Origin of the sequence: Streptomyces sp. NPDC097595 (assembly GCF_044761525.1) — a bacterium.
Taxonomy (GTDB): Bacteria; Actinomycetota; Actinomycetes; order Streptomycetales; family Streptomycetaceae; genus Streptomyces; species Streptomyces drozdowiczii_A.
In genome coordinates, this window is sequence record NZ_JBIWCN010000015.1 from 71,791 (window position 1) to 98,266 (window position 26,476).

Annotated in this window: 20 protein-coding genes; 15 read left to right on the forward strand and 5 right to left on the reverse strand. The window is 72.1% G+C overall.

All coding sequences use genetic code 11. The features are described from left to right. Nucleotides 1-15: 15 nt before the first annotated feature. The 4 genes from ACIQZN_RS22880 to ACIQZN_RS22895 form a co-directional block, all read right to left on the reverse strand. Nucleotides 16-2,448, reverse strand: coding sequence for a glycoside hydrolase family 3 N-terminal domain-containing protein (locus ACIQZN_RS22880; RefSeq protein WP_403996830.1), 2,433 nt, complete (start codon nucleotides 2,446-2,448; stop codon nucleotides 16-18). A gap of 430 nt (nucleotides 2,449-2,878) precedes the next feature. Further along, the gene (locus ACIQZN_RS22885; protein ID WP_403996833.1) at nucleotides 2,879-4,021 is read right to left on the reverse strand and encodes a PucR family transcriptional regulator; all 1,143 of its coding nucleotides are present in this window, start codon (nucleotides 4,019-4,021) and stop codon (nucleotides 2,879-2,881) included. Nucleotides 4,022-4,198: 177 nt separating this feature from the next. Then, on the reverse strand, nucleotides 4,199-6,085 hold the full coding sequence (locus tag ACIQZN_RS22890; protein WP_403996835.1) for a condensation domain-containing protein: 1,887 nt from the start codon (nucleotides 6,083-6,085) through the stop codon (nucleotides 4,199-4,201). A gap of 121 nt (nucleotides 6,086-6,206) precedes the next feature. Then, nucleotides 6,207-7,247, reverse strand: a complete 1,041-nt coding sequence (locus ACIQZN_RS22895) for a glycosyltransferase family 2 protein (RefSeq protein WP_403996838.1) — start codon at nucleotides 7,245-7,247, stop codon at nucleotides 6,207-6,209. A 434-nt stretch (nucleotides 7,248-7,681) separates the two neighbouring features. Here ACIQZN_RS22895 and ACIQZN_RS22900 point away from each other — a divergent pair, with 434 nt between their 5' ends. The 14 genes from ACIQZN_RS22900 to ACIQZN_RS22965 all read left to right on the forward strand — a co-directional run bounded on the left by ACIQZN_RS22900 (nucleotide 7,682) and on the right by ACIQZN_RS22965 (nucleotide 23,284). Beyond that, nucleotides 7,682-8,500 carry a 4'-phosphopantetheinyl transferase gene (locus tag ACIQZN_RS22900; RefSeq protein ID WP_403996841.1) on the forward strand — a complete coding sequence of 273 codons (819 nt, stop codon included), beginning with the start codon at nucleotides 7,682-7,684 and terminating at the stop codon, nucleotides 8,498-8,500. A 58-nt stretch (nucleotides 8,501-8,558) separates the two neighbouring features. Continuing rightward, nucleotides 8,559-8,819, forward strand: coding sequence for a hypothetical protein (locus tag ACIQZN_RS22905; RefSeq protein WP_403996844.1), 261 nt, complete (start codon nucleotides 8,559-8,561; stop codon nucleotides 8,817-8,819). An 86-nt stretch (nucleotides 8,820-8,905) separates the two neighbouring features. Beyond that, complete coding sequence (locus ACIQZN_RS22910) at nucleotides 8,906-9,187, forward strand: phosphopantetheine-binding protein (protein WP_403996847.1); 282 nt, start codon at nucleotides 8,906-8,908, stop codon at nucleotides 9,185-9,187. Continuing rightward, nucleotides 9,177-10,085 carry a hypothetical protein gene (locus ACIQZN_RS22915; protein ID WP_403996850.1) on the forward strand — a complete coding sequence of 303 codons (909 nt, stop codon included), beginning with the start codon at nucleotides 9,177-9,179 and terminating at the stop codon, nucleotides 10,083-10,085. The genes ACIQZN_RS22910 and ACIQZN_RS22915 overlap by 11 nt, the downstream gene beginning before the upstream one ends. 77 nt (nucleotides 10,086-10,162) lie before the next feature. Then, nucleotides 10,163-12,328, forward strand: coding sequence for an aminodeoxychorismate synthase component I (pabB, locus tag ACIQZN_RS22920; RefSeq protein WP_403996853.1), 2,166 nt, complete (start codon nucleotides 10,163-10,165; stop codon nucleotides 12,326-12,328). Then, nucleotides 12,325-13,908, forward strand: a complete 1,584-nt coding sequence (locus ACIQZN_RS22925) for an AMP-binding protein (protein ID WP_403996856.1) — start codon at nucleotides 12,325-12,327, stop codon at nucleotides 13,906-13,908. Before pabB ends, ACIQZN_RS22925 begins: the two co-directional genes overlap by 4 nt. Then, complete coding sequence (locus tag ACIQZN_RS22930) at nucleotides 13,905-15,311, forward strand: class I adenylate-forming enzyme family protein (RefSeq protein ID WP_403996859.1); 1,407 nt, start codon at nucleotides 13,905-13,907, stop codon at nucleotides 15,309-15,311. The genes ACIQZN_RS22925 and ACIQZN_RS22930 overlap by 4 nt, the downstream gene beginning before the upstream one ends. Next, nucleotides 15,235-15,540 carry a hypothetical protein gene (locus tag ACIQZN_RS22935; protein ID WP_403996862.1) on the forward strand — a complete coding sequence of 102 codons (306 nt, stop codon included), beginning with the start codon at nucleotides 15,235-15,237 and terminating at the stop codon, nucleotides 15,538-15,540. The genes ACIQZN_RS22930 and ACIQZN_RS22935 overlap by 77 nt, the downstream gene beginning before the upstream one ends. After that, on the forward strand, nucleotides 15,537-16,664 hold the full coding sequence (locus ACIQZN_RS22940; RefSeq protein WP_403996865.1) for a beta-ketoacyl-[acyl-carrier-protein] synthase family protein: 1,128 nt from the start codon (nucleotides 15,537-15,539) through the stop codon (nucleotides 16,662-16,664). The genes ACIQZN_RS22935 and ACIQZN_RS22940 overlap by 4 nt, the downstream gene beginning before the upstream one ends. Next, on the forward strand, nucleotides 16,661-17,191 hold the full coding sequence (locus ACIQZN_RS22945; protein WP_403996868.1) for a hypothetical protein: 531 nt from the start codon (nucleotides 16,661-16,663) through the stop codon (nucleotides 17,189-17,191). The genes ACIQZN_RS22940 and ACIQZN_RS22945 overlap by 4 nt, the downstream gene beginning before the upstream one ends. Further along, nucleotides 17,188-17,916 (forward strand): methyltransferase, encoded by a 729-nt coding sequence (locus ACIQZN_RS22950; protein WP_403996871.1) that lies wholly within the window; start codon nucleotides 17,188-17,190, stop codon nucleotides 17,914-17,916. Before ACIQZN_RS22945 ends, ACIQZN_RS22950 begins: the two co-directional genes overlap by 4 nt. A gap of 10 nt (nucleotides 17,917-17,926) precedes the next feature. Further along, nucleotides 17,927-19,561: a class I adenylate-forming enzyme family protein gene (locus ACIQZN_RS22955; protein ID WP_403996874.1), complete on the forward strand. Its 1,635-nt coding sequence runs from the start codon at nucleotides 17,927-17,929 to the stop codon at nucleotides 19,559-19,561. A gap of 70 nt (nucleotides 19,562-19,631) precedes the next feature. After that, a complete protein-coding gene (locus tag ACIQZN_RS22960) occupies nucleotides 19,632-21,515 on the forward strand; it encodes an ABC transporter ATP-binding protein (protein WP_403996877.1) in 1,884 nt (627 codons plus the stop codon). Next, a complete protein-coding gene (locus tag ACIQZN_RS22965; protein ID WP_403996880.1) occupies nucleotides 21,512-23,284 on the forward strand; it encodes an ABC transporter ATP-binding protein in 1,773 nt (590 codons plus the stop codon). The genes ACIQZN_RS22960 and ACIQZN_RS22965 overlap by 4 nt, the downstream gene beginning before the upstream one ends. A 388-nt stretch (nucleotides 23,285-23,672) precedes the next feature. Here the strand turns inward: ACIQZN_RS22965 and ACIQZN_RS22970 are convergent, their stop codons facing one another. After that, a complete protein-coding gene (locus ACIQZN_RS22970) occupies nucleotides 23,673-24,239 on the reverse strand; it encodes a Uma2 family endonuclease (protein ID WP_403996883.1) in 567 nt (188 codons plus the stop codon). Nucleotides 24,240-24,401: 162 nt separating this feature from the next. Here ACIQZN_RS22970 and ACIQZN_RS22975 point away from each other — a divergent pair, with 162 nt between their 5' ends. Next, on the forward strand, nucleotides 24,402-26,429 hold the full coding sequence (locus ACIQZN_RS22975; protein WP_403996886.1) for a thioredoxin domain-containing protein: 2,028 nt from the start codon (nucleotides 24,402-24,404) through the stop codon (nucleotides 26,427-26,429). Nucleotides 26,430-26,476 lie beyond the last annotated feature (47 nt).

Genomic DNA, 26,476 nt, shown 5'->3' on the forward strand with positions numbered 1-26,476 from the left:
CACTTGAAAGGTTCGTCACATAGCGCGGACATCGGCGGACAGCCGGACGGTGCTGATGTCGAGTCGCGCACGGCCCTCCGTCCAGATCTGGAAGGGCACGTCCACGTGGTCGAACTCGACACCGATGCCCACGAGTTCGGCCAGGGGGATGGTGACTTCGGCCCACTCGCCGCGGGGCAGCGCGGACAGCCGTGCGGAGATGTCCAGGGCGGGCTGCTGCGGGTAGTCGTCATGGCAGGTCAGATGGAACGGCCCGGCCGGCGCCTCGAACACCCGCGCCTGGAAGGTCAGTCGGCCCCTGCTCGCCACGTAGCCGCGAAGGTCCCGGAACCCGCCGTCGCGGGTCTGTGCGTAGACGAAGGTCTGGATGCCCTTGAAGGACAGCGACAGGCCGTCGCCCCGGCCCAGGTGGTCGATCGGCTCGGCGTCGAGGAACGGCCACACGGTGGGGCCGTCCAGGGGCACCGGACGGGGGTCGTAGTCCTCGGCGGCGGCGCGGAACTCGTACGTCGCGTCACCGCGCAGGGCGATCGGGACGGTGGTGACGTCCTCCAGCAGGGCGTCCGGGAGCCGGGGCTCCACGTCCGGCGGCAGTTCGCCCAGGTTCTTGAAGCCGTCCTCGTGGCTCTCGGCGAGCGTCAGCCCGTAGCCGTAGGGGAAGAGCGGGGTGTTCGGCCCGGTCGGCAGCACCTCGCCCTCCGGCGCCCGGTAGTGCGGTACGTGAGGGGGTATGCGGTTGGTGGTGAAGGCGGTCCGGGTGGCGGGCCAGCCGAAGGACAGACGGCCCTGGAAGTCGTGGCCGGGTTCTCCTCCCGCCTCCCGGAAGAGGACGTCGGCGATGCCGGACGCATCCGGTCCCGGCAGCCAGGCGGCGACGAAGGCGTCGGAGAGGTTGATCTCCTCCGTGACGTACAGCGGACGTCCGCCGAACATCACGGTCACCACGACGGCCCCGGCCCGGCGGAGTCTGCGCAGGGTCTCCAGGTCCTTCGCGTACCCGGGCTTCAGCTTGGCGTACGACAGCGAGCGCCAGGGCTTGATGCTGCCGAGCATCTCGGCGTACGCGTCCTCTCCCAGGGCGACCAGGACGACGTCGAACGCCGTCGGGTCCTCGTGCTCCAGGTAGGGGTCCACCGTGCAGCGGTCCGCACCGACGGCCTCGGCGACCGCCATCGCGAGGGTGCTGCCGGACGGGAAGTCCTCCAGGTCGATGTCGTCGCCCTGCCAGCTCACGGTGAAACCGCCGGACTGCTTGGAGAGCGACTCCGCCGCGCTGCCGGTCACCAGCACCCGGGAGGTGCGGGGCAGCGGCAGCGTGCGGTCGTCGTTCTTCAGCAGGACCAGCGACTTGCGGACGGCCTCGCGGGCCAGGGCCCGGTGCTCGGGGTGCCCCAGAACAGTGCCGTCACCCGCGAGCGAGCGCTCCAGCGGCCGGGGCTTCTCCCAGAGGCCGGCCCGGGCCTTGACCCGCAGCACCCGCAGCACCGCGTCGTCGATCCGCGCCATCGGGATCGCGCCGCTGCGGATCTCGGCCAGGGCCGCGCCGTGCACGGCCTGCCACTTCACCTTGGTCGAGATCATGAGCACGTCGATGCCGGCCCTGATCGCGTTCCCGGCGTCGCCGTCGGAGCAGCCGTCGACGTAGGCGTGGGCGTCCCAGTCGCCGATGACGATGCCGTCGAAGCCCATCCGCTCCTTGAGCACGTCGGTGATCAGGTAGCGGCTGCCGTGTACCCGCCCCTCGTCGCCCCAGGCGCTGTACGAGACCATCACGGACTGGGAGCCGGCCCGGATCCCCGAGATGAAGCCCATCGCGTGGACGTTGCGCAGCAGGTCCTCGTCGCAGCGGGTGCAGCCGCGGTCCTCGCCCTCGAACGTGCCGCCGTCGCCCACCCAGTGCTTCACGCAGGAGAGCACCCGGGTGTCGGTCCGCAGCTCGTCGGCGTCGCCCTGGAGGCCCCGGACCATCTCACCGGCGTAGGCGTGGACGATCTCCGGGTCCTCGGAGTACCCCTCGTAGTGCCGGCCCCAGCGCCGGTCCCGGGGCGTGGCGACGGTCGGCGCGAACGTCCAGTCCATCCCGGTCGCGGCGACCTCCCGCGCGGTGGCCGCGCCGATCCGGCGGACCAGCCCCGGCTCACCGGCGGCGCCCAGGCCGATGTTGTGCGGGAAGACGGTGGCCCCGTGCACATTGTTGTGGCCGTGCACCGCGTCCGAGGCCCACATGAAGGGGATCCGGAACTCCCGGTCGCGGTACGCCTCCTCGGCCGCCTGCCAGAAGCCGTCCAGCACCGTGGCCCACTCGGTGGCACCGGCCCGGCGGTTCTCGTCCGGCCACCGCCCGGCGCCGTTCAGGCCCGACCCCAGCCGGTACGCGCGCACGTCCTCGGCGGTGAGTTCCCACAGGTCGGGCTGAATCATCTGACCCAGCTTTTCCTCGACCGTCATCCGGGCCAGAATGCCTCGGACGAATTGTTCCAGATCCGGATTCACGGGCAGATCCGAGCGCAGGTCAGGCCAATCCGGCAAATAATCGAGCCGAGCCATGTACATCTCCCCACGTTCGCACGTTGCCCGAGAGCGCTCTCGCGCCGTGGTGGACATTTTCACAAGGCCCATGATTCGTCAATCACAGGAGTCGCCCCTGTTCCATCCGAGGGGAATGCACCCTTCGGTGCCGAGCGGCAACTGTGCCGTCTCCCAATGGGAGTTGTGACCGGAAACGAAATCGGCAGCCGCGAGTATTTCGCCGTCCCGGCAGCGGCTTCACCGTGCGCGCGATGCCATAATGGAAAAGGGAAGTTTTACGCGATTCCCGCAATCCCGAGAACGTATTCCGCACCCGGGATTCGAGCTCAGGAACACACCCGGCGGACGTTCACGTGGCCGCGGTGATCGGGCCCCGGGTGAGCCGCCAGGCCGTCATGGCCGACAGTAGCGCCTGGAGATCCTGCGGCACCGTCGGCGCCATCCCGGTGAGTTCGCGTATCCGGCGCAGGCGGTAGTCCAGGGTGTTGGGGTGGATGTGCAGGGCCTGGGCCGTGCACCGGCGGTCCTGCCCCAGGTTTACGTACACCAGCAGGGTGTGCATGAGCGAAGCGCCGTTTCCGTGCAGCGGAACCAGCCGGCTCATCAGCAGTTGGGCCAGGTCCGGGCATCTGGTGAGCGCGGCCTCGACCGGCATGTCCGACAACTGGTGGACGCCGTCTTCGCATTCGAGGACGTCGGTGACGTGCTGGACGGTCCTCGCCTCCTCCAGGGCCGCCGGAATGTGCTCATGGCTCTGCGCGGAAGCCACCGAGGCGCGCGTCCGGGAGACGTCGACGACACCGTCGAGCATCCGCTCGCTGAAGGCCCGCAGCCGGACCCACGGGACGGGGAGAAGGGTCGGCAGCAGCAGGACCCCGGCGTCCTGGCGATCCGCCATCAGGATGGTGTAGTGGTCGACGGCGGGGCACCACCGCAGTTCCTGCGGCCGTACGAGCGCCACCACGTAACTGGGGGCGAGCCTGACACCGTTGCGCGAGGCCAGTGGCTCGGCCGGGCGGCCGTCGAGCAGCGCCTCGGCGACTTCCCGGTGCAGGGCCTCGTTCCCCGCGGACGCCGGATCACGGCGCGCCGGGTCCGAAGCCGCCTGCGGGTGTCCGGCCCGTTCGAAGAAGGTGGCCGCGGCGCGCAGCAGCCCGACCCGCTCCGCCGCGTCCGCCCCCTCGACGAGGACGCCCCAGGTGCGGGTGAAAGCGGCCTGGCGCACCGCGCAGACCAGGTCCGGGGCGAGGGAGTCCCACGGGAGGGCGGTGGGCGGTTCCGCGCCCTGCCTGCCCCGGGGCGACCGGCCGGCCGCTTCCAGGGCCTCCTCGACGGCGTGCCGGGCGAACGAGAGGATGCGTTCCCGGTCCGCCGGGGCGGAGCCGCCGGGAGCGGACTCGGCCAGCACGGCGTAGGCGATCTCCTCGGCCAGGGCGTCTGTCTCGGCGCGGACTCGACCGACTATGGCCAGGTGGCCCATCGTGTCCGTCATTTCACGCCTTCTTCCTCTTGTGCATGTGCTGCGGCCATGCCGCCACCATCAACCAGAGAGCGCTCTCTCGACCCGCGGTGAGCCTACCTCGCACAACAGCCCTCCCGGCAAGGCCCTTTGGCTCCCTTCTTCGGAACCTCCGGCCCGGGCCTACGCAGGGTCGCGGGGCCCGAACGGTCAGGTCCGCTCTTCCGGGACCGGCCGCAGCCGGCGCGCGAGCGCGCTGAGGCTCGTCGGACGGCGCAGGTCCTCGACCACGAGGCCCTCGAACCCGCTCTCCCGCAGCAGGGAGAACACCCGGGGGGCCAGGTGGAGCCGACCGCCGACCGCCAGGTAGGTTCCGGCCATCGTCGGCCCGGTCAGGTGGTTGGCCGCACCGACCGCCTTGCGGAGTGCTTCCTCGGCCGCTCCCGCCGGAGCCTTCATCGGACGGTCCATGCCCGAACCGGCGACCGTGGTCCCGTCGGCGCGGTCGACCGCGAAGTGGTGCGGGCTCAGCACGGCGCCGCGTCCGTTGTCGGCGGAGAGCAGGTGGTCGCGCAGCTCCCACAGTTCGAGATCCGTGTCCACCTGGGCGGTGACACGGCCGTCCTCCTCGCGGACTTCGGCGTGACGCACCGCCGGATGCGCCCGCAGGCGGTCGGCGACGCAGTCGAGGTCCACCCAGACACTGTCGGCCAGGGCCCAGCGCGCGCCCGGTCGCCAGGGGTCGGCCGCCAGCGCCTCGGCCTCCTCGAAGGCGAGGTCCCCGGACACGGAGGCATGGACCAGGATCGCCTCGACCAGGGTGACGAAGCCCGCGTCGTCATGGGCTCCCGGGATGGACGCGTCGAAGCGCGAGTGAAGGTGCACCCGCCCCTCTTCGACGTAGCCGCTGATGTACAGATTGCAGCCGTCCCCGAACCCGTTGGTCCGCTCCAGGACCACCTGCGACTTCGGCAGCAGGTCACGCGGATCGCCGCTCCGGTCCACGGAATCCCAGTCCACGCCGTAGATCGTGGAGCCGACCACCTCGGGTCCGGACAGGGCGCTGCCCCGCTCGGCATCGACGTGCCCCGCGCACTCGTGGAACTCCAGGACGTCGAAGCCCATGTGGCGTCCCGAGAGGAGCAGCGACCGCTCCAGGCGCCGCAGTACCTCGGAGAACGAGGGCCTGCCCGTGAGGTCGCAGATCAACGGCATGTCCCGGAAGACCGCGGCGGCCACGTCCTGGGTGGTCGGGTGCTCCCGGAAGGACCAGGTCATGCTCAGGCCCAGCCGGGTCCGGTCGAACTGGACCGCCAGCGCGGTGTACACCGCCGCCGTGAAGAGCGACGCCGGTGTCGCGGAGAGCTTGGGCTGCAGGGCCGCCAGCGCCTGTGTGGCGGCGGGTGAGTCGAGGGTCGCGCGCAGGATGTCGGCCCCGGGGGTGCTGCGGCTCAACGGCACCGCCGTCACCGGGAAGCCCTGGAGTGCCGTACGCCAGTACTTCAGGGCGGCCTCGACGCGGGGCCGGCCGCCCTCCCTCTCGTACACGGCCCGTTCGATGGGCTGGGGGGCCTCCGCGCTCAGGGCGGGGGCCCGGCCCTCGGCCCGGGCGGCCAGCAGCTCCTTGAGGTCGGTGAGAAGGATCCAGCCGCCCATCCCGTCGGCCGCGATGTGCGCGAGGGCGGCGACCAGCTCTCCTTCCGGAGTACGGCCGAACCGGATCGGGGGCTCGTCGGCGACGTCGAACGGGCTCTCGTAGAAGAGGCGCAGGGCTTCCCCGTCCTCGACGACGGGCAGCGGCGCGAGGACGTTCCGGTGGACGCGCTGCTGCGGCGCACCCTCGCCGTCGGCGTCGAAAGCGGTGCGCAGCACCTCGTGCCGGAGCAGGAGGTCGCTCACCGCGCCGCCGACCGCCTCGTCCGACAGGCCCTCGGGCACGGGCACGGCCCACTCGTGGTTCGGGTGGTGACCGCGGCCGCCGGACTGGTAGTTCACCCACTCCAGCTGGCCGATGCCGGACTGCAACGGGCCCGTGCGTTCCAGCCCCCCGGCGAATCTCGTCTTCTCCGCGTCCGGGTTCGTCCTGTCGGCGTGCATGGGTGGCCACCTCTCTCGGTACCGCTGTCGCAGTGCTTCTGGTCGAACGGGGTACCGGGCCGGTGGCCGGTACGCGAAGGCCGGTTTCCCCGCGCGCTCCGCTGAGCCAACGGGGCCGCCCTCAGTCGCCGTCCGCGGCCTTGAGACCGGTGAACAGCATGCTCGGCCGACGCATCTCCACCGCCGCCGTGAATCCGCCGAGGTCGAACATCAGGTCCACCGACGCGCAGGTGAGGCGTTCGATCGTGCCGCCGGCCGACGAGTCGGCGTCACCCCGCAGCCGGTGGGCGCGTACGGCCACCAGAATCCCGAGTGCGGCGGGCGCCGCGAGCAGGCTCCGCCCCCTGGTACGGGCCGCCAGCGCCGTACCGGCCACGGCGGCGGCCGACGCCACGGTGAAGGCGTTCAGCGCGGGCCGCCGGTGGTGGGGATGCACGGAGCACACCCACTGTTCGGAGCGGCCGTAGCCGTAGAGGCGCCGGGCCGCCGAGCCCAGCGAGCCGACGATGTCCTGGTCGTGGACGGCCACCGCCCCGGCGTCGCACACGATCTTGTATCCGGCGTCGGAGATCTTGATGCCGAGGTCGCAGTCCTCGCCGCCCACGTGGTCCAGGCTCTCGGAAGGGAAACCGCCCACTTTCATGAACACTTCACGGCGCACGGCGAGGTTCGTCGTCGTCGCCCAGGTGACCGTCGCGCACCGCTGCGGGCGTTCCAGGTCGTCGTTGATCAGCTTCGACCAGCGCATGACCCGGTTCGCCGGTGACTGCCGCTGCTCCACGAAGGTGGGCCCCGCGACTCCTCCGACGGAGGCGTCGGCACCGCGCAGCGTGCTGATGTGGCGTGCGATGAGGTCCGGTGGCACCCGGCAGTCGGAGTCCGTGAACAGCACGAGGTCGTACGAGGCGCTCTCGACGCCCAGGTTCCGCTTCGCGCCGACGTGACGCGAGCCCCGTACGTAACGGGCCCCGAACTCCTGGCAGTTCGCCTGGTGGAGCGCGGCGTCGGACGGTTCCGAGTCGTCGACGACGATGACTTCCGAGGGCTCGGGGCTATGGTCCATGGCGACACGGAGCGAGGCCAGTTGCGCGCGCATCAGTGCCACGCGCCCCTTGACCGGGACGACGACCGACATCCCGCGCTGGATTGGTGCCTCGGACACGTGTCCTCCTTGGATTCGGGGACGACCACCGACACGTAGAGGGGAGGAATTCTGTCGAGCGACAGACATTCCCCCCGCATCCCCCGGGTTTCTTTATCTTCGGCCGCCACCAAATATCAGGCCCGACTGTTTGTCAACGAGCCGGTTGTCGTGCGTACCTTTCGCCCCGCTCCTCCTCTTTGCTGCCGCTGAGGGGGAATGGCCGTGCCGGTCCGGGCCCCGACTGTGCTGCCTCCCAAGCGCAGTTGTGACCGGAACCGGAATCGGCGGTCGCGCGCAATTCGCCGTCCTGGCGACCTCTTCGCCGGTGCATTTCGATGCCACAATGGCAAAGATCAAGCCGCACGGGATTCCTTTACGTGCGACCTCAGGCGGATTCACTGTTCCCGTTCTGCCGACGCCGGCGGACCTCCTGATCCCATCCCGTTCTCCTGATGAGGAGGCCCCATGAGCCGGCTCCGGTCCGGCATCACCGTCTTCGGGACCTGCCCGCCGCCCACGGCGGCGCACGGGCCCGGCTGTCGGCGGCGTGCCGGCTGATGATCGAAGGCATCCTGCCCGGCTGCGTGGCGGTCGCCGAGGCGTTCGGCGATCCACCGGGGGCCGAGCTGTTCCCGGAGGAGGAGCGCGCGGTCCGCGGCTGCGCCGAAAGGCGTCGGCGCGAATTCACCACCACCCGGCACTGCGCCCGGCAGGCGCTGGCCGGGCTCGGGATCGCCCCGACCGCGATCCCGGCCGGGCCGCGCCGGGAACCCCGCTGGCCGCACGGCGTCGTCGGCAGCCTGACCCACTGCGAGGGCTACCGGGCCGCGGCGCTGGCAGCGGGGGACCGCCTCGTCTCCGTCGGCATCGACGCCGAGCCGCACGCGCCCGTGCCCGAGGGCGTGCTCGCCGGAATCGCCTGTCCCGCGGAGATGTCACGGCTGGCGGAACTCGGCGAGGAGTTCCCCGAAGTGAGCTGGGGCCGCCTGGCGTTCAGCGCCAAGGAATCCGTCTACAAAGCCTGGTATCCCGTGGCCCGGAGCCCGCTCGCATTCGAGGACGCCGTCCTCGACTTCCTTCCCTCTACGCAGACGTTCACGGCGGATCTGCGCCGGAAGGGCCTCGTGGCCGGCGGGCAGGAGCTCACCCGGCTGACCGGCCGATGGCTGGTGCGGGACGGCCTGGTCCTCACCGCGGTGACCATCGCGGGCGGCGGCCCGGAGCCGGTGGAGGCCGCCGCGCGCGGCCTGCCGGTGGGCGCGGCCCGTTGATCCGCAGTCCGATCCCGGAAGCGAATGTTCTTCGTCCGAAAGGCTGGAGCGTGCAGAAGTGACGATTACGCGCGACGACATGACGGCGGTCATCGCCGAGTGCATGGCCCTCCAGACGGGCGATGCCTCCATCGGCTACGACACTCCGATAGCCATCGACTCATTCAGCTTCGTCTGGCTCCAGCACCAGCTTGAGGTGCGTTTCGGCTACGACCTCCAGCCGCCCGAGGGCGAGGTCATGCAGACGCTGGACTCGGCGCGGGCCATGCACCGCTATCTCGCCGGCATCAGCCCGGACCGGTTCGCCCCGGTGGACTGAGGAATGCACGCGGTGACAAGGGCCGAGGGCCACACCGCACCGGTTTCGACATTCAGGAGTTTTCGATGGCAACAGGGAGTCCGCCGATGCCCGAGCAACCCGCGTCCGCCGCGCTGGATCCCGAGTTCGAGGCCGTCCTGCGGAAGAATCTGGACGGCCTGACCGGGTCGGACGTCCCGCTCCGGGCGGACAGCGACCTGTCGGCGTACGGACTGGACTCGCTCACCGTGGTCCGGCTCATGGTGGCCGTCGAGGAGACCTTCGGGGTGCTGATCCCCGACGAGGCCCTCACCTTCGAGGTCTTCTCGTCGCCCGCCGCTCTGTGGAACCTCGTCTCCGGGCTCAGGGAGGAAGCGGGTGAACGCTGAACCGCTCCAGGACGTCGTGGACCGCGTGCTCCGGGTACCCGAGAAGTACCGGGAATACGACCAGGACACGTCCACCGCCGCGAGGATCTACCGGATCGGCGAGCCGCTGCTGTCCGACCTCCTCGACCTCGGGTTCCCCCACCACGCGTCGGGCGGGAACCGGTACTTCGACCAACTGGACCTGGACAACGTCGCGCTCGCGCTGCGCCTGCCCTCCCCGCGCCACCTCGCCATGCGGCGCTGGCCCCAGATCTTCCGGGCGATGGTGGACGACACCCCGGTGCGCTACGACGTCGAGGTGGCCGCGGAGTGCGGCTCCGCGGAGACCGGGCACCCGTGCGACTTCCGGCTCCCCGAACCGGTGCTCGCCCTCGGCGTGGACGCGGGCCCCACGGCGCGGCGGTTCACGCTGCGCCGCGACGTCGGAGCCACCGGACGGCCCGGCGACGCACCGCCGGAACTGCGGCCGCTCTTCGCGGAGATGGACAGGTTCCACTTCCACATCCTGCCCGTGGACCTGTACGGCGACCTGTCCTTCCTCGGGGACACCTCGCTCGCCAACTGCGAGCTGGCCAGCCGCTACCTGTTCCGGCGGGGCGTCGAGGAGGGCTGGGAGGCCCGGCGCAGCTTCGGGCTGCTGCTGTCCAGCCCGTACTCCGCACCCCACTTCTGGGCCGAGTTCCGCCTGGACGGTGCCTGGGCCGCGTTCGATCCCTTCCTGATCACCAGCCTTGAGCGGTGGGGGGTGCTCACCCCCTCCGAAGTGCCGACCACCCAGGTACTGGACTCGGCCGTGTACCGGATCGCCGAGGAATGGCTCGATCTCGTCCAGGACGCCGACATCCCCGCCCAGGTCTCCTTGCTCACCCGCTACAAGCCGCTGACCGGCGGCGGGTGAGCGGTAGCGCCTTCCCACAGCCGTGCCCGGGTCCGGACGTCATCCGGAACTCCGGAGGACTCGTCCCAGGGGTGCGTATGAAAACTCTTCTCATCGACAATTACGATTCCTTCTCCCACAACGTGGCCCACTACCTCGGAGAGGTCAACGGCACCGAGCCCACGGTCATCCGCAACGACGAGCCCGGCTGGCGCGCGGACCACCTCGACGGGTTCGACAACGTCGTCATCTCCCCGGGCCCGGGAACCCCGGGAGTCCCGGCCGACTTCGGCATCTGCCGCGACGTCATCTCGGCGGGCCGCATACCCCTGCTCGGGGTCTGCCTCGGACACCAGGGCATCGCGATGCTCGGCGGCGGGACCATCGCACTCGCCCCGGAGCCCCGGCACGGCCGCAAGTCGCCCGTCTTCCACGACGGCACCGGGCTGTTCGCCGGCATCCCGTCGCCGCAGGAGGTCGTGCGCTACCACTCGTGGGCGGTCGACCGCCTCTCGGACGATCTGGAGGCGCTGGCCTGGACGCCCGACGGGGTGCTGATGGCCCTGCGGCACCGGGAGCGCCCCCAGTGGGGCGTGCAGTTCCACCCCGAGTCCATCTCGACCGGCCACGGACACCGCCTGCTGGCCAACTTCGCCCGGCTGAGTGGTGAGTGGAACCTGCGGAGCGGCCGGGCCGCCCGCCCGCAGCGCCCGCGGCCGGCCCGTCCCAGCGGCCCGGACCCGGAGCGGCGCGTGACGTACCGGCTGCTGGTGGAGGAGTTCCCCACCGACTGCGACGCGGAGCAGGTGTACGAGGAGCTGTTCCTCGACCGGCCCGAGGCGTTCTGGCTGGACAGCAGCCGGCCCGATCCGCGCCTGGGCCGCTTCTCGGTGATGGGGGCGGCGGAGGGCCCGCTCGCGGAGGTGGTCACCGCCGATGTCGCCACGGGCACGGTCACCGTCAGGTCGGGAGAGCGCGGCCACACCGAGGTCCGGCCCTTCCTCGACTGGCTGGACGACCGCCTGCGCACCGCCGAGGTCGTCGGGGGCGAGCACCTTCCCTTCGACTTCCGGGGCGGGTGGGTCGGCTACCTCGGCTACGAACTCAAGGCCCAGTGCGGCGGTGGCGCACCGAGCCACCGCTCCGAGCACCCGGACGCCTCGATGCTGTTCGCGGCCCGGAGCGTGGTCTTCGACCACAGCACCGACACGACCTACCTGCTGGCCCTGTACACCGAGGACGAGGCACCGGCGCGCGACTGGCTCGCGGCCACCCGTGCCCGGATCGAGGCACTGGCCGACGCCCCCCGCCCTCCGGCGGTGCGGCCGAAGCCGGTCGAGACGCCCTTGTCGCTGCGTCACGGACGCGGCGACTACCTGCGGCTCATCGAGTCCTGCCAGAACGCCATCGCCGCGGGCGAGAGCTACGAGGTCTGTCTGACCAACATGATCGACGTGGCGACCACGCTCGACGTGTGGTCCGCGTACACCTCGCTGCGCCGGGACAACCCGGCTCCGTTCGCCGCGCTGCTGCGCCTGGGCGACCTCTCCGTGCTGAGCACGTCCCCCGAGCGCTTCCTGCGCGTGGACGGCGAGCGGCGGGTGGAAGCCCGGCCGATCAAGGGCACCCGCCCCCGTGGCCGCACGGCGGAGGAGGACGAGGCGCTCCGGCAGGATCTGGCCACCTGCGAGAAGGACCAGGCGGAGAACCTCATGATCGTCGACCTGCTGCGCAACGACCTGGCCCAGGTGGCCGCGGTCGGCTCGGTGGCCGTCCCGGAACTGTTCGCCGTCGAGACCTACGCCACCGTCCATCAGCTGACCAGCACGGTGACGGCGCGGCTGCGCCCCGACCGCAGCGCGGTCGACTGCGTCCGGTCCGCCTTCCCCGGCGGTTCGATGACCGGGGCGCCGAAGCTGCGCACCATGGAGATCATCGACCGGCTGGAGGACGGCCCCCGGGGGATCTACTCGGGCGCGATCGGGTACTTCTCGCTGTCGGGAGGCGTCGATCTGAGCATCGCCATCCGCACCCTCGTGGCGCGGCCCGGTCACGTCAGCTACGGCGTCGGCGGCGCGATCGTGGCCATGTCCGACCCCGTCGCGGAGTTCGATGAGACGGTCGTCAAGGCCACGCCGCTGCTCACACTGCTCGGCGCGGATCCGCCGGGGCGCGGCGCGGCCGGGGCGGAGAGCCGCGGCGATTCCACGTCGTCGGCCCGCCTGGTGACCCGTCACTCCTTCTCGCTCCGGGAGACGCCATGATGCTTTACCACCGGTTCGAGGCCTCGGCCGCCCGGTACGGAACCCGGACGGCCCTGGAACTCGACGGGGAGCACTACGGCTACCGCCGCCTCGCGGAGATGGCGGAATCCCTCGCGGCGCACATCCACGCCCGGTCGGAGGGCGCGCACGAGCGAATCGGCCTGATGACCGGGCGGAGCCTGCTCGGCTTCGTCGGCTATCTCGCCGTCCAGCGCCTGGGCACGTCGGTCGTCCCGCTCAACGCGTCCTTCCCGCAGGAACGGACGCGCCACATGCTGGCGGCCTCCGGGGCCGGCCTGGTGGTCGCCGAACCGGGACTGATCGTCCCCGACGTCGCGGGCGTCCGCGTGCTGGCCGTGGACCCGACGTCGGTACCGGAACGGCCCCCGGCCCCGCCGCTGGCCGATGCGCCCGAGGCCGAGGCGTACCTGCTGTTCACCTCCGGTTCGACGGGCGCGCCCAAAGGGGTGCCGATCCGGCAGCGCCACCTCTCGGCGTTCCTGGACACGGTCCGGGACAGGTTCGGTCTGGGGCCGGAGTCCAGGTGCTCACAGTTCTTCGACCTGACCTTCGACCCGTCCGTGTTCGACCTCTTCGCGGCCTGGTCCGCGGGCGCGACCCTCGTCGTGCCGAGCCGGAACGACCTGCTGCGGCCGGTCCGGTTCGTCACGGACAACGCCCTCACCCACTGGTACGCGGTGCCCTCGGCGATCAGCAGGGCGCAGGCCGGCGGAAGGCTGCTGCCCGGGAGCATGCCGTCCCTGAGGCACAGCATGTTCGGCGGTGAGGCGCTCACCTGGCAGCAGGCCCGCGCCTGGCGGGACGCCGCACCCAACAGCATCCTGACCAATGCCTATGGGCCCACCGAGGTCACCATCTTCTGCAGCGACGTCACCCTGCCCGCGGACCCGGGCGACTGGCCGGCCACGCCCAACGGGGTGGTGCCGATCGGCCTGCCCTACCCGGGCCTCGAATACGCGGTGTTCGACGAGTCGGGGCAGCCGGCCGCCGAGGGCGAACTGTGCGTCCGCGGACCGCAGCGCTTCGACGGATATCTGGACCCGGAGGCGAATCGCGGCCGGTTCCACCCCTCGCCCCCTCCGGAGGGCGAACCGGCGGTCCCGGAGGACAGCTGGTACCGGACCGGGGACCGGGTGACCTCGGTCGACGGCGTCCCGTGCTTCCTCGGACGCGTCGACCACCAGGTGAAGGTCAGCGGTTACCGGGTGGAGCCCGGGGAGATCGAGGCGGCGCTGCTGTCCCTGCCCGGCGTCGCCCTCGCCGTCGTCGTCGCCGTCCGGGAGGACGCCGACGCGCTGGGGCTGTACGCCGTCTGCGTCGCCCCGTCGGGCGACCCGGCCGGGCTGCGCGCCGCGCTCGTACGGGACCTTCCGGCCTACATGGTGCCCCGGCGGGTGCTCACCGTGGACCAGTTGCCCTGCGACGCCAACGGCAAGGTCGACCGCCGGGCCGTGGCCGAGCTGGTCCGGGCCGCGCTCGACCGCCCGGTGGCCGTCGGTGCGGGCCGGGCCGTCCAGGAAGCGACCGCGTCGAGCGGAGAACGGAGCCGGACATCATGACAACCGCGAGGGAACTGAGCGCCCGTCTGTGCGGGAAGCCCTCGGCCGAACCGGTGTGGGCCGACGAGACGGGGACCGTCGACCGGGCGGCGCTGCACCAGGAGGTCGACCGGTGCGCCGATCTGCTCGTGCGCCACGGCGTGCGGCCCGGCGACTGCGTGGCGGTCCAACTCGTCCCGGACGCCACCCTGTTCGCCCTCCTCCTGGCGATCTGGCGGCTGGACGCCCGGGCCATGCTGCTGGACCACCGGCTCACCGGGCCGGAGGCCGAAGCGCTGACGCGGCTGTGCGGGCCGGCGTTCCGGGTGCGCGCCGCGGCCGGAGGGGGCCACTTCACCGGCCGGTCCGAGCCGGTCGTCGAGCCGCTGGCCGACGCGTCCGCGCTGCCGGAGCACGTGTGCCTCGTACAGTTCACCTCCGGATCGACCGGGCAGGCCAAGGTGGTGGGCCGCTCGGCGGCGTCGCTGGACGCGGAGCTCGACCGGTACGCCGCCATCGACCACATGCCGGGCCAGGGCGACCGGCTGCTCCTGCTGTGCTCGCCCATCCACACCTGGGGCCTGGTCGGCGGCATCCTCCACGGCCTGGCGGCGGGTCTGCCGGTGCTCATCCCGTCCGCGCAGCACGGTGCCGCGATCGCCCGCGCGGCGGTGGCGCTCGACCCGACCGCGGTGTTCGGGGTGGCGACCCACTTCGACCTCCTCGGCAAGACGGCGGAGCTGCCCCGGCTGCCGCGGCTGCGCGTGGCCACCAGCGCCGGGATGGCCACCGGCCCGGCCCTCGCCGAGCGGTTCCGGCTGGCGACCGGTTGCCGCCTGGGCCAGGTGTACGGCATGACCGAGGTCGGGGTGATCACGGCCGACCTCGCCGGTCTGATCCCGGCTCCGTCCGTCGGCCTGCCCGCCCCCGGCATCGGCGTCCGGGTGAGCGACGGCGAGCTCTGCGTACGGATGGACGGGACGCCGTACCTCGTGGAGGACGGAGTGCCCCGGTTCACCGACGGCTGGCTGCGGACCTTCGACCGCGCGGCGATCGACGGGCAGACCGGCGCGGTCACCATCCTCGGCCGCGCCGATTCCGTGGTGGCGATCGGCGGCATCAAGGTCGATCTGATGGAGATCGAGCAGACGCTCAAGGAACACCCCGACGTCACCGCCGCGGTCGTGACGTTCGGGACCGTGATCGAAGCCCATGTGGCGATCCGGAACGGGCTCACGGACCGGGCACTCGCGGCCTGGAGCCGGGAGCGGATGAACCCGCTGAAAACACCGAAGCGGTACTACCTGCAGGACCGACTCATTGAGACACCGACCGGAAAGGTTGTCCGTGACCGAGTACAGCTCCTCTCCGCATTCCGAGAGCGCACAGCAGCAGCCGACGACGCCGCCCGGGGGGATCAGTAGGGACGAACTCCTCGCCGTCCTGGCCGACTGCGAGGACGCGGGACTGCCCGAGACCATCGACGACGACACCCTGCTCGTCATCGACTCCTACGCCGCGATATGGATCCAGCACCTGCTGGAGGAGCGGCACGGCATCGTGGTCAAGCTCAGCGGCGAGACCGCCGGCATCGACTCCGTCGCCGGACTCCAGGCCCTGGTCAACCGCGGTCCCGGGACGGCGCCCGCATGACCGCGGAGGTCTTCGTCAGCGGCTTCGGCGTGTTCAGCGCCTTCGGCTTCGGACCGGACGCCCTCCTCGCCGGAGCCTTCGCCGGTACCCCGGCGTTCCGCCCGGTCACCCGCTTCGACGTGTCCCACTGCCGTGCCGACCGGGCCGCCACCTGGCAGGAGGCCGACGCCTACTTCGTGGACGGCCGCCAGGACGTCGGGACGGTCGAGGTGGCGGCCGACTGCGGGAGGCAGGCGCTCGACATGGCCGGCCGGCGCGACCCGGCGGGGCTTCCCCTCGTCCTGGCGACCAAGGTGCGCGCACCCTCGCTGGAGCCGGAGTCGGCCGCGGGGATGACCGAGCGGGTGGCCGACCGGCTCGGTCTGGGCACGCCGCGGCGCACCTTCGTCAACGCCTGCTGCGCCGCGACGAACGCCCTCATCCACGGTGCGCAACTGGTCCGTACGGGGGTTGCCGAGGCGGTCCTCGCGGGCGGAGCCTTCCTCGTGGACCGGCAGGCGTTCGGCCTGTTCGACGCCGCGCAGGCACTCGCCGCCGACGGACGGCTGCGCCCGTTCGACCAGGACCGCAAGGGCGTCCTGCTCGGCGACGGCGCCGCGATGCTGCTGCTGGAGTCGGGGGAGAGCCTGCGCGCCCGCGGGGCCGAACCCCTGGCCAGGCTCGCCGGCTGGGCCATGACCGACGACGCCTTCCACGTGGCCAAGCCGCACGTGGAGGGGGCCGGGGTCGCGGCGGCGGTCACGGGAGCCCTCCGCCGCGGGGGCATCGGCCCGGACCGGCTCACCTACGTCAACGCCCACGCCACCGGTACCCCGTTCAACGACGCCGCCGAGGCGGCCGGGCTGCACGCCGCGCTCGGCGAGCACACGGAGACGGTGTCCGTCAGCGGCACGAAGAGCACGACCGGCCACGCGCTCGAAGCCAGCGGGGCCCTGGAGGCGGTCATCTCGCTGCTGGCGATCCGCTCCTCGGCGCTGCCGCCGACCGCGGGGCTCGACCGGCCGGACACCCGCCACCCGCTCCGGCACGTGACAGCCCCGGAACGGGTCGACGTGCCCTACGCGTTGAGCCTCAACTCCTCGGTCGGCGGGGTCAACGCCGCGATCCTGCTGGCGGCGGCATGACGACGCTGCCGGAACTGGAGACCGTCGCCGGGGCGACGGTGCACGGAGGCCCGCAACTGCCCAGGCTGCCGGGGTTCATGGAGTCCGACTTCGCGCCCCTGGTGTACGCCGCCGTGCGCGCGTGCCTCGGCGAACCCCGCTCGGAGCACCTGCTCACCGGCGCCGGTGACCGGTGCGCGATCGTCCTGGGCTCGCGGTACTTCGACACGGTCACCCTGGAGCTGTCCGTCGAGCACGTGAACCGCAAGCGGGTCAACCCGATCCTCTTCTACCAGGCGGTGCCCACCGCCGTGCTCGGCCAGATCGCCCGCGACTACCGGCTGACCGGCCCGGTGAGCTGTGTGGCCGCGACCGGCGACGTCCACGCGGAGGTCCTTGAGCTGGCCCGGGTGACCCTGGCCGACGGCGACGTGGACCGGGTGCTCGGCCTCATGGTCGAGATGAACGACGACCCGGCGCTCGGCCTCGCCCGCGCCGACCTCGTACGAGCGGCGCCCGCACCCGCCGGGCGGAAGGGAACGTCATGACCTCCTCCGGATCCGGGCCCTCGCGGGCCGCCCTGGTACGCGGCACCTGGCTGGTGAGCAGCACGGCCGACGGAGTCACCGAACCGGCCACGTTCCGGCTGCGCGACCGGGAGTGGGACCTGCTGCCGGGGGTGTTCGCGCCCAACTACTGCGAATCCACCGCGTTCTTCACCGAGTCCCTCCCGTTCCCGGCCGGTGGCTCGTTCCTCGAAGTGGGCTGCGGCACCGGGGTGACCGCGGTGAGTGCCGCGGCCGAGGGCTGCACCAGGGTGGTCGCCACGGACATCAGCGAGGCGGCCGTCGAGAACAGCAGGCTGAACGCCTCGCGGCACGGGCTGTCCGGCCGGATCGAGGTGTACCGGGGCGACGTCTTCGACGGCCTCCGGCCGGAGGACCGGTTCGACCTCGTCTTCTGGAACTCCCCCTTCATCGACCCCGGCGCCGGGGCGGCTCCCGCCCGCGTCCAAGACGAGAGGCGGGAGGGTCTGCGCCGGGCCGTGTTCGACCCCGGCTACCGCGCGCACCGGCGGTACCTGGCCGAAGCCGGGACCAGGCTGACCGCCGGGGGCCGGCTGCTCCTCGGCTTCAGCGACCTCGGCGACCACGACACGCTGCACCGGCTGGCCGACGAGGCGGGCTACCGGATCTCGGTCCTGCGTACCTCGGGAGACCGGGTGCGCGGCATCGACTACCAGCTTCTCGAACTAGTGCCCAGTGACGATTAGGAGATCCCAGGTGGGGACCACGCTTGTCCCGTCCCACGTCCGCCACGCCATCGCCGCCGAACCCACGCTGGGCGGAGGCAACGCCCTGGAGGTGGCGCTGCGGGTCAGTCCGGACGTCCACGCCCCCTATCTCTTCGCCGAGTTGCGCATCCGCGACGCGCACGGCGTCCCGCGCGACTGGCTGAGCCTGGCCGGCCTGTCCGACCTGGTCGACGTGTGGAGCGCCTGGTACGCCGACCGAGGCGTCGGCCCCCGCGACCGGGTCGGGGTGTACCTCCGGGACAGCGCCGACGACCTGGTCCACTACCTGGCGCTCAGCCGCCTCGGGGCGATCGCGGTTCTGGTCAACGGCGAGATGGAGCCCGGCATCGTGCTCGCCTACCTCCGGCGGACGGCGCCGGCGGGGCTCCAGACGGACGATGCCGGTCTGGAGCGCCTCGGCGACGCGTTCGAGCCGGAGAGCGAAGGCTTCTGGGTGTCCTCGATCGACGCCACCGTTCCGTCCGGGGACCTCCCGGTACCGCCGCCGTTCCGGCACGCGCCGGGCGACCCCGTTCTGATCTGCCACACCTCGGGCACCACCGGCACACCCAAGCCGGTCATCTGGGCCCACGCCCAGATGATGGTGGGCATCAGAGCCCACCTGACCGGGTTCCGGGACCACGCGCAGTCGCTGATCCTTTCGGCGCTGCCGCAGTCGCACGGCTCCGCCATCGGTTACGCCCTGCTCGCGATGCTCTCCGGGGTGCCCCTGGCGCTGATGTCCGACCGCAGTGGCGGTGCGGTGGCCGCGGCGGCGGGCCGCTACGGCGCGACCATCGTGGTCGGCTTCGCGGTGACGCTCGCCGAGCTGGCGCTGCGGGAGACCGAGGCGCCCGGTCTCGACCTGGTCGAGCGCTGGGTGAGCGTCGGCGACGCCTCGCACCGCGCGCACATCGCCAGGCTGGTCGAGCGCGGCCGGCACTGGGCCGGGGCCGACCCGGTGCCCGGCTCGATATTCGTGGACGGCTTCGGCAGCTCGGAGCTGGGCTGGGGCGGCGTGCTCGGCCTGATCACGATCCCCGGAGTCGTACCGCCGCACCGCTGCCTGGGCGTCGCGCAGCCGTTCGCCGAGGTCGCCGTCCTGCGCCCGGACGGTACGCGGGCCGAGCCGGGCGAGGTCGGGCTGCTCGGGGTCAAGGGCCCGACGGTGACGCCCGGTTACTGGAACGACTCGGACAAGACCTATCGCAGCCTGCTGAACGGCTACTGGCTCTCCGGCGACCTGGTCTTCCAGGACCGGGCCGACCGGTTCTACCACGTGGACCGGGCGGTCGACGCCATCGAGACCGCGGAGGGAACGGTCTACTCGGTGCTCACCGAGGAAATCCTCCTCGCCCACCTCCCGGAGCTCGACGACTGCGTCGTGGTGGCGTCCGAACAGGACGGGGAGGTCCGCGCCGTCGTCCTGGTCCACCTCCGCGACGGCCACGGCACCGAAGGAATGCTGGACCGGGCCAACAAGATCCTCAGCGGCCTGGACAAGCCGCTGCTCGCCGAACTCCGGGCTGCCGACCAGGAGTCGATCCCGGTGGGCGTCACCGGAAAAGTTCTCAAGCGCAGGCTCCGCGAGGCGTATGCTGCCGCGGCCGTCCACAGGTGTTGATCGCACCGCAGCGCCGCGGAAGCACTGACCGAGCAGGAGAAAGAGCGATGTCAAGCACCCAGGGGCAGGCATGACTACGGATACGGGCCGCTCCGCGGCCCCGGCGAAGGAGTGGGTGCTGCCCGCTCTCGTCCGGTACTCCTTCGCGGAGGCCCCGGCCGTGAGCACCCTGACCGTGCTCACGGCCGTGCTGGCCGGCGCCGCGCCGGTCGGCATCACCGTCGCGATCGGTGAACTCGTGGACGGTCTCACCTCGGCGGCCGGCAAGGGCACGAGCGGTTCGGTGGCGGACGACTGCTACCGCTGGGTTGCGGTCATCGTCGTGCTGTTCCTCGTCACCCACCTCACCGAGTCGGCACGCAGCGCGCTGGGCCGGGCGCTCGGCCGCCGGGTCACCGGGCGGCTGGGCGAGCGGGTGATGGGGGCGGCCTCCGAGCCGACGACCGTCGGCCACCTGGAGGATTCCGCCTACCTCGGCCGGATCAGCCGGGCCCGGGGTGCCGGGACCATCGACATGCCCCCCGGGGATGCCGTCTTCGGGTACTCCACCCGGTCCACCCTGTGGGTGACCGCGATCGGTTCCGCGGCGCTGCTCACCGGGGTCGCCTGGTGGCTGGGGCCGATCGTCTTCGTCGTGTTCACCCTGCTCCACTCCCGGCTGGTCCGGAACTACCGCAAAGCCGTGGTCGAGACGGTGAACCAGACGACGGAGCTGCGCCGTACGTCCTATCTGCGGGACGTGCCGATCACGCCCGGCGCGGCCCGGGAGGTGCGGCTGTTCGGCCTGGCCGGCTTCTTCCGCGACGCGTACCAGGCGGAGTGGCGTACGAACATGGCGGGCGTCTGGCGGCGACGGCGCGAGCACGACCTGTTCGTGGTGGTGGTCGTGCTGCTCACCGGCGCCGCCGTCGCCTCGGTCTTCTGCTACCTGGCGTACCGGGCCGCGACCCGCGCCGACGGGACGACAGTGGGTGATCTGGCGATCGGCGGCCTGGCCGTGCGGGCGCTGATGCAGGTGCTGCGGGCGGACGACGACGACCTGCGTATGGGCTTCGGAGGGAAGGCCGCGGCCGAGGCGCTGTCCTTCCCCGCCACGGAACCGGCCACGGAACCGGCCACGGAACCGGCCGTTGCGCCGGCCGCGGAGCCGCTGGTGCCGTCACCGGCCGGGCCGACGGCCGCCGGGGCCCTCACCTGCGAGGGCCTGCGGTTCTCCTACGGCGGCGGCGCGGGCGAGGTGCTGCACGGCATCGACCTCACCGTGCCCGCCGGGCAGTCGCTCGCCGTCGTCGGCCTCAATGGCGCCGGCAAGACCACACTGGCCCGCCTCATCGCCGGACTGGACGCTCCGAGCGGGGGCTCGCTCCATGTCGGCGGGGTGCCGGTCGACGACGCGGGGCGTCGTGGCTGGCAGCGCCAAGTCGTCGCGGTGTTCCAGGACTTCGGCCGCTACGAGCTGACCGTGCGCGACAACATCGCGTTCGGCTCGCTGCCCCACGCGGACGACGAGGACGGACTGCGCGCCGTGGCACGACAGGCCGGACTGCTGGACTTCATCGAGCGGCTCCCCGACGGCTGGGACACGGTGATGTCCAGCGGTTACGCGGGCGGGGTCGACGCGTCGGGCGGCGAATGGCAGCGCATCGCCATCGCCCGGGCGCTGTTCGGCCTGCGCCACGGCGCACAGCTGCTGATCATGGACGAACCGGCCGCCAGCCTGGACCCCCGCGCGGAGGCCCGGCTCTACGACACGTTCCACGAGCTCACCGCGGGGGCCACCACCATCGCCATCTCGCACCGGTTCGCCACCGTGCGCAAGGCGGAGCGGGTGGTCGTGCTCGACGGCGGACAGATCATCGAAGACGGCACACACGAGGACCTGCTGGCCGCCGACGGCCGGTACGCGGAGCTGTTCCGCCTGCAGGCCAAGCGTTTTGAGGAGGTGGCGTCTTGATCGGCGCGCTGCGGTTCGTCCTGGCGATCGGACCCCGTACGGACCGGATCCGGTCCCTGCTCGTGGTGGCGGTGGCCCTGCTCGAACCGGCCACCGGGGTGGGCCTGGCCGTGCTGCTCGGCCTCTTCAGCGAGGTGGCGACCCGCCACTCGACCGACGGCCTGCTGCTCCTGACGCTCTCCGCGGCGATCTTCGTGATGCTCACCCAGGGCACGTTCATCGCCGGGTACTTCACCCGGCTGCGCCTGCAGGAGGAGATCCAGAACCAGATCGAGCTGCGGTTCATCGACGTGGTCGGCACGACGCCGACGCTGGAGGTCCACGAGCGTCCGAGCCGTTCCGACAAGGCGGCCACGGCCCGGGCCACCCGCGGCGAGATCGGACCCGCCTTCGACCGGCTGCTCTGGCTGACCGGAGCCGCGCTGGCGCTGATCGCCTCGGCGGTGCTGATGGCGTCGGTCGTCCCGGTCCTCGCGGTGCTGCCGCTCTTCGCCGTCCCCACGGTGCTGGCCACCAAGGCCGCGGACAAGCGGCGCGGCGAGGCCGAGGAGCGGACCACGCCCAGCACCCGGCTGGCCGGGCACCTGTTCACGCTCGCCACCACCGCCGCACCCGGCCGGGAGACCCGCCTGTTCGGACTGGCGGGCGAACTGCGGCGCAGGCACCGCGCGCAGTGGGACGCCGCCGGCCGCGACATCGCCGCAACCGACGGGCGGGCCCGGGTGCGGGTCGCCCTGGCGTGGCTGCTCTTCGTGCTGGCCTACGCGGGCGCGATCGTCCTGATGGTGCGCGCCGCGCTGTCCGGCGAGGCGTCGCTCGGCCTGGTCATCACCGCCGTCGCCGTCAGCAGCCAGATCACCGGACAGGTGCAGGGCCTGCTGAACCTGAGCTTCTGGACCCTGGAGTCGCTGCGGGCGACCCGGGTCTTCCTCGACGTGGTCGAGGACGCCGAAGCGGAGCGGGCGGCCGTCGTCCCGGCCACCCCGGCGGCGGTGCCGGCCGCACTGCGCGACGGGATCACGCTGGAGGGCCTCACCTTCCAGTACTGGAACCGCGACCAGCCCTCCCTGGACGCCGTCGACCTCCACCTCCCGGCCGGTGCGGTGGTCGCCCTGGTCGGCGAGAACGGCGCCGGGAAGTCCACCTTCGTCACCATGCTCTCCGGCTTCTACCGTCCCGACGCGGGGCGCGTCCTGGTGGACGGCACCGACCTCGCCCAGTTCTCTCCGGAGGAGTGGCGGGCCCGGACCACCGTGGCCTTCCAGGACCCGGTCCCGATCGAGATGTCCCTCCAGGACACCGTCGGACTGGGCCTGCTCGATCACCGCGACGACCCGGAACGCATCCTCGAAGCGCTGCGCACCGCAGGCGGCGACAGGCTCCTCCCCGGGCTTCCCGACGGCCTGGACACCCGGCTCGGACGTACCTCGTGGGACGGCAAGGGCCTGTCGGGCGGCCAGTGGCAGACCCTCGCCAACGCCCGGGCCGCGATGCGGCGGACACCGCTGCTGCGGATCCTGGACGAGCCCTCCGCCAGTCTCGACGCCCGGGCCGAGGAGTGGCTGTTCAAGCAGTACGCCGAGATCGACCGCCTCGACGGCGGGGTGACCGTACTGGTCACCCACCGCTTCACCACCGCCCGCGCGGCCGACCTCATCGTCGTCCTGGACCACGGCCGGGTAGCCGAGGTCGGCACCCACGACAACCTCATCCAGGCCAACGGCCCCTACGCCGAGCTGTACCGCCTACAGGCCCGCTACTTCGTCTGACCGCCCGAAGCGCCCCCTGTCGCACGCGGGCGGCTGGGGGCGCGTGCACCGACGACCACGTCCGCTGGTGGCCGTGGTCGCCCGAGGCCTTCGAGGAGACCAGCCTGGTCCCCGCAGAGAAAAGGGGTGGGGGCAGCATGCCGAAGGTGCCTGAGAGCCGGCGCGTTGGGCGCATGGCCGTGAATGAGGCTTATTGGTCGGTGTGTGCTTCCCGCTTCGCCAGTCGCTGATGCGCTGCACGGACAGGGAACTTCGCCCCAGGCGGTCCCTGCCCGCAGAGCAGATGGCGGCTGGCTTGGGGGAGCCAGCGGCAGCGAAAAGAGCCTCCAGGTGCTCCCGGAATTTGCGCTTTCCCTTGTGTTCGGGCACGGGAAATCTTCCGGCGCTGTCAGACGACGCCGAAGTCGACAGTCACGGGGAACGGAGCGGCAGTTTTGATCGCGCCGGTGAACATTTCGCCGTCCCTGTACGCCTTGGTGGCGGGGTCGAGGACGTACGTGTAGATGATGGGGACACCGGTGGCGGCCTGTTCGATGCGCCAGTAGAAGGGGATGCCGGCCTTGGCGTACTGGTCGACCTTCACGATCCGGTCCGTGGTCTCCGAGCCGGGGGACACCACCTCCACGACCAGGAGTACATGCTCGGGGCGGGTGGGTGTGAGGTCGATGGTTTCCGACCGGTAGACGGTGACGTCCGGACGGCGGTTGGTGAGGGGGACGTCCTGGAGGCGGACGTCGAAGTCCGTGTCGGCGTTCCAGTCCGGGCCTGCGGCCGCGTCCAAGGCGTTGGCCAGGATGCGAGCCAAGCGGTTGTGGCGCTTGGAGGCGCTCGGGCTCACGACGACCATCCCGTCCACGATCTCGATGCCGGCGCACTGCTCCTCGGACCAGGAGTCGTACTGCTCCGCGCTGATCTGCGAATGCATCCACGCGGGCGCCACCATCTCGGCGGTCATGGTGTACCTCCTTCGAGGAGCCTCAGCAGTCCCGGTGCTGCCCGGGCCAGCCTACTGTCCGTCGATGCCGCGCCGCCCGGCATCCGCGACGCCCACTTGCCTCTTCCCGCCTCGCCCCGTGGCGCCGCCCCGTCGTGGGGACCAGTACGCAAGGATTGGCGTATGGCCAACCGACTAGCGCAGAGCACCTCCCCGTACCTCCTCCAGCACGCCGACAACCCGGTCCACTGGTGGCCCTGGTCGCCCGAGGCGTTCGAGGAGGCCAGAAGGCGGAACGTTCCGGTGCTGCTCAGCGTCGGGTACTCGTCCTGTCACTGGTGCCATGTCATGGCGCACGAGTCGTTCGAGGACGAGGCGACCGCTGCCTACATGAACGAGCACTTCGTGTCCGTGAAGGTGGACCGTGAGGAGCGGCCCGATGTGGATGCGGTGTACATGGAGGCGGTGCAGGCGGCCACCGGGCAGGGTGGGTGGCCCATGACCGTGTTTCTCACCGCGGACGCGGAGCCGTTCTACTTCGGGACCTACTTTCCGCCCGAGGCGCGGCACGGGATGCCGTCCTTCCGGCAGGTGCTCGAAGGGGTCACCGCCGCCTGGACCGACCGGCGCGACGAGGTCGGGGAGGTGGCCGGGCGGATTGTGCGGGACCTGTCCGAGCGCAGCCTCGCCCATGGCGGGGACGGGCCGCCCGGGGAGGCGGAGCTCGCGCAGGCGTTGCTCGGGCTGACCCGGGACTACGACGAGAAGCGGGCCGGGTTCGGCGGGGCGCCCAAGTTCCCGCCGTCCATGGTGCTGGAGTTCCTGCTGCGCCACCACGCCCGCACCGGGGCCGACGGCGCCCTTCAGATGGCCGCCGACACCTGCGCGGCGATGGCCAGGGGCGGGATCTACGACCAGCTCGGCGGCGGGTTCGCCCGGTATGCCGTGGACCGGGAATGGGTCGTCCCGCACTTCGAGAAGATGCTCTACGACAACGCGCTGCTCTGCCGCGTGTACGCCCACCTCTGGCGGTCCACCGGGTCCGAGCTCGCCCGGCGGGTGGCCCTGGAGACCGCCGACTTCATGGTGCGCGAGCTGAGGACGCCCGAAGGCGGCTTCGCCTCCGCGCTCGACGCCGACAGCGAGGACGCGCACGGCAAGCACGTCGAGGGCGCGTACTACGTGTGGACGCCGGAGCAGCTGCGCGAGGTGCTGGGCGAGGAGGACGCCGCGTTCGCCGCCGAGCACTTCGGGGTGACCGACGAGGGCACCTTCGAGGAGGGCTCCTCGGTCCTCCAGCTGCCCGGCGGCCCCGACGACCTCAGCGACCCCGACGACCCCCGCGCCGCCGGCGTACGGCAGCGGCTGCTCGCCGCCCGGGACGGGCGCCCGCGCCCCGGCCGCGACGACAAGATCGTCGCCGCCTGGAACGGGCTCGCCGTCGCCGCGCTCGCGGAGACCGGCGCCTTCTTCGACCGGCCGGACCTGATCGAGCGGGCCACCGAGGCCGCCGACCTGCTGGTGCGGGTGCACATGGGCCCCGTCGCCCGGCTCGTGCGGACCTCGAAGGACGGGCGCGCCGGGGACCACGCCGGGGTCCTGGAGGACTACGGGGACGTCGCGGATGGCTTCCTCGCGCTGGCCGCGGTCACCGGCGAGGGCGCATGGCTGGAGTTCGCCGGATTCCTGCTGGACATCGTGCTCCAGCACTTCCGGGGCGAGGGCGGCCAGCTCTACGACACCGCCGACGACGCCGAGCGGCTGATCCGGCGCCCCCAGGACCCCACCGACAGCGCCACCCCGGCCGGCTGGACGGCCGCCGCCGGCGCGCTCCTCTCGTACGCCGCGCACACCGGCTCCGAGCCCCACCGCACCGCCGCCGAGGAGGCGCTCGGCGTCGTGAAGGCGCTGGGCCCCCGCGCCCCGCGCTTCATCGGCTGGGGGCTCGCGGTGGCCGAGGCGCTGCTCGACGGGCCGCGCGAGGTGGCCGTCGCCGGGCCGGTCGGCGGGGAGCTGCACCGTACCGCCCTGCTCGGGCGGGCGCCCGGCGCGGTCGTCGCGGCGGGGGAGTCGGGCGGGGCGGAGTTCCCGCTGCTCGCCGACCGGCCGATGGTGGACGGCGCGCCGACCGCGTACGTCTGCCGGCACTTCGTCTGCGACGCCCCCACGACGGACGCGGAGACCCTGGCCCGCGTGCTCGGCGGGGCGTGACACCTGTGCGGGGGCGCCCCCGAGGCGCCCCCGCACAGACCCGCGCA

Coding starts and splice junctions, on each gene's coding strand:
- ACIQZN_RS22945 (WP_403996868.1), top strand. CDS start 16,661: ATGACGACGCTGCCGGAACTGGAGACCGTCGCCGGGGCGACGGTGCAC.
- ACIQZN_RS22880 (WP_403996830.1), bottom strand. CDS start 2,448: ATGACGGTCGAGGAAAAGCTGGGTCAGATGATTCAGCCCGACCTGTGG.
- ACIQZN_RS22885 (WP_403996833.1), bottom strand. CDS start 4,021: ATGACGGACACGATGGGCCACCTGGCCATAGTCGGTCGAGTCCGCGCC.
- ACIQZN_RS22930 (WP_403996859.1), top strand. CDS start 13,905: ATGACAACCGCGAGGGAACTGAGCGCCCGTCTGTGCGGGAAGCCCTCG.
- ACIQZN_RS22950 (WP_403996871.1), top strand. CDS start 17,188: ATGACCTCCTCCGGATCCGGGCCCTCGCGGGCCGCCCTGGTACGCGGC.
- ACIQZN_RS22940 (WP_403996865.1), top strand. CDS start 15,537: ATGACCGCGGAGGTCTTCGTCAGCGGCTTCGGCGTGTTCAGCGCCTTC.
- ACIQZN_RS22910 (WP_403996847.1), top strand. CDS start 8,906: ATGCCCGAGCAACCCGCGTCCGCCGCGCTGGATCCCGAGTTCGAGGCC.
- ACIQZN_RS22960 (WP_403996877.1), top strand. CDS start 19,632: ATGACTACGGATACGGGCCGCTCCGCGGCCCCGGCGAAGGAGTGGGTG.
- ACIQZN_RS22975 (WP_403996886.1), top strand. CDS start 24,402: ATGGCCAACCGACTAGCGCAGAGCACCTCCCCGTACCTCCTCCAGCAC.
- ACIQZN_RS22925 (WP_403996856.1), top strand. CDS start 12,325: ATGATGCTTTACCACCGGTTCGAGGCCTCGGCCGCCCGGTACGGAACC.
- ACIQZN_RS22970 (WP_403996883.1), bottom strand. CDS start 24,239: ATGACCGCCGAGATGGTGGCGCCCGCGTGGATGCATTCGCAGATCAGC.
- ACIQZN_RS22900 (WP_403996841.1), top strand. CDS start 7,682: ATGAGGAGGCCCCATGAGCCGGCTCCGGTCCGGCATCACCGTCTTCGG.
- ACIQZN_RS22890 (WP_403996835.1), bottom strand. CDS start 6,085: ATGCACGCCGACAGGACGAACCCGGACGCGGAGAAGACGAGATTCGCC.
- pabB (WP_403996853.1), top strand. CDS start 10,163: ATGAAAACTCTTCTCATCGACAATTACGATTCCTTCTCCCACAACGTG.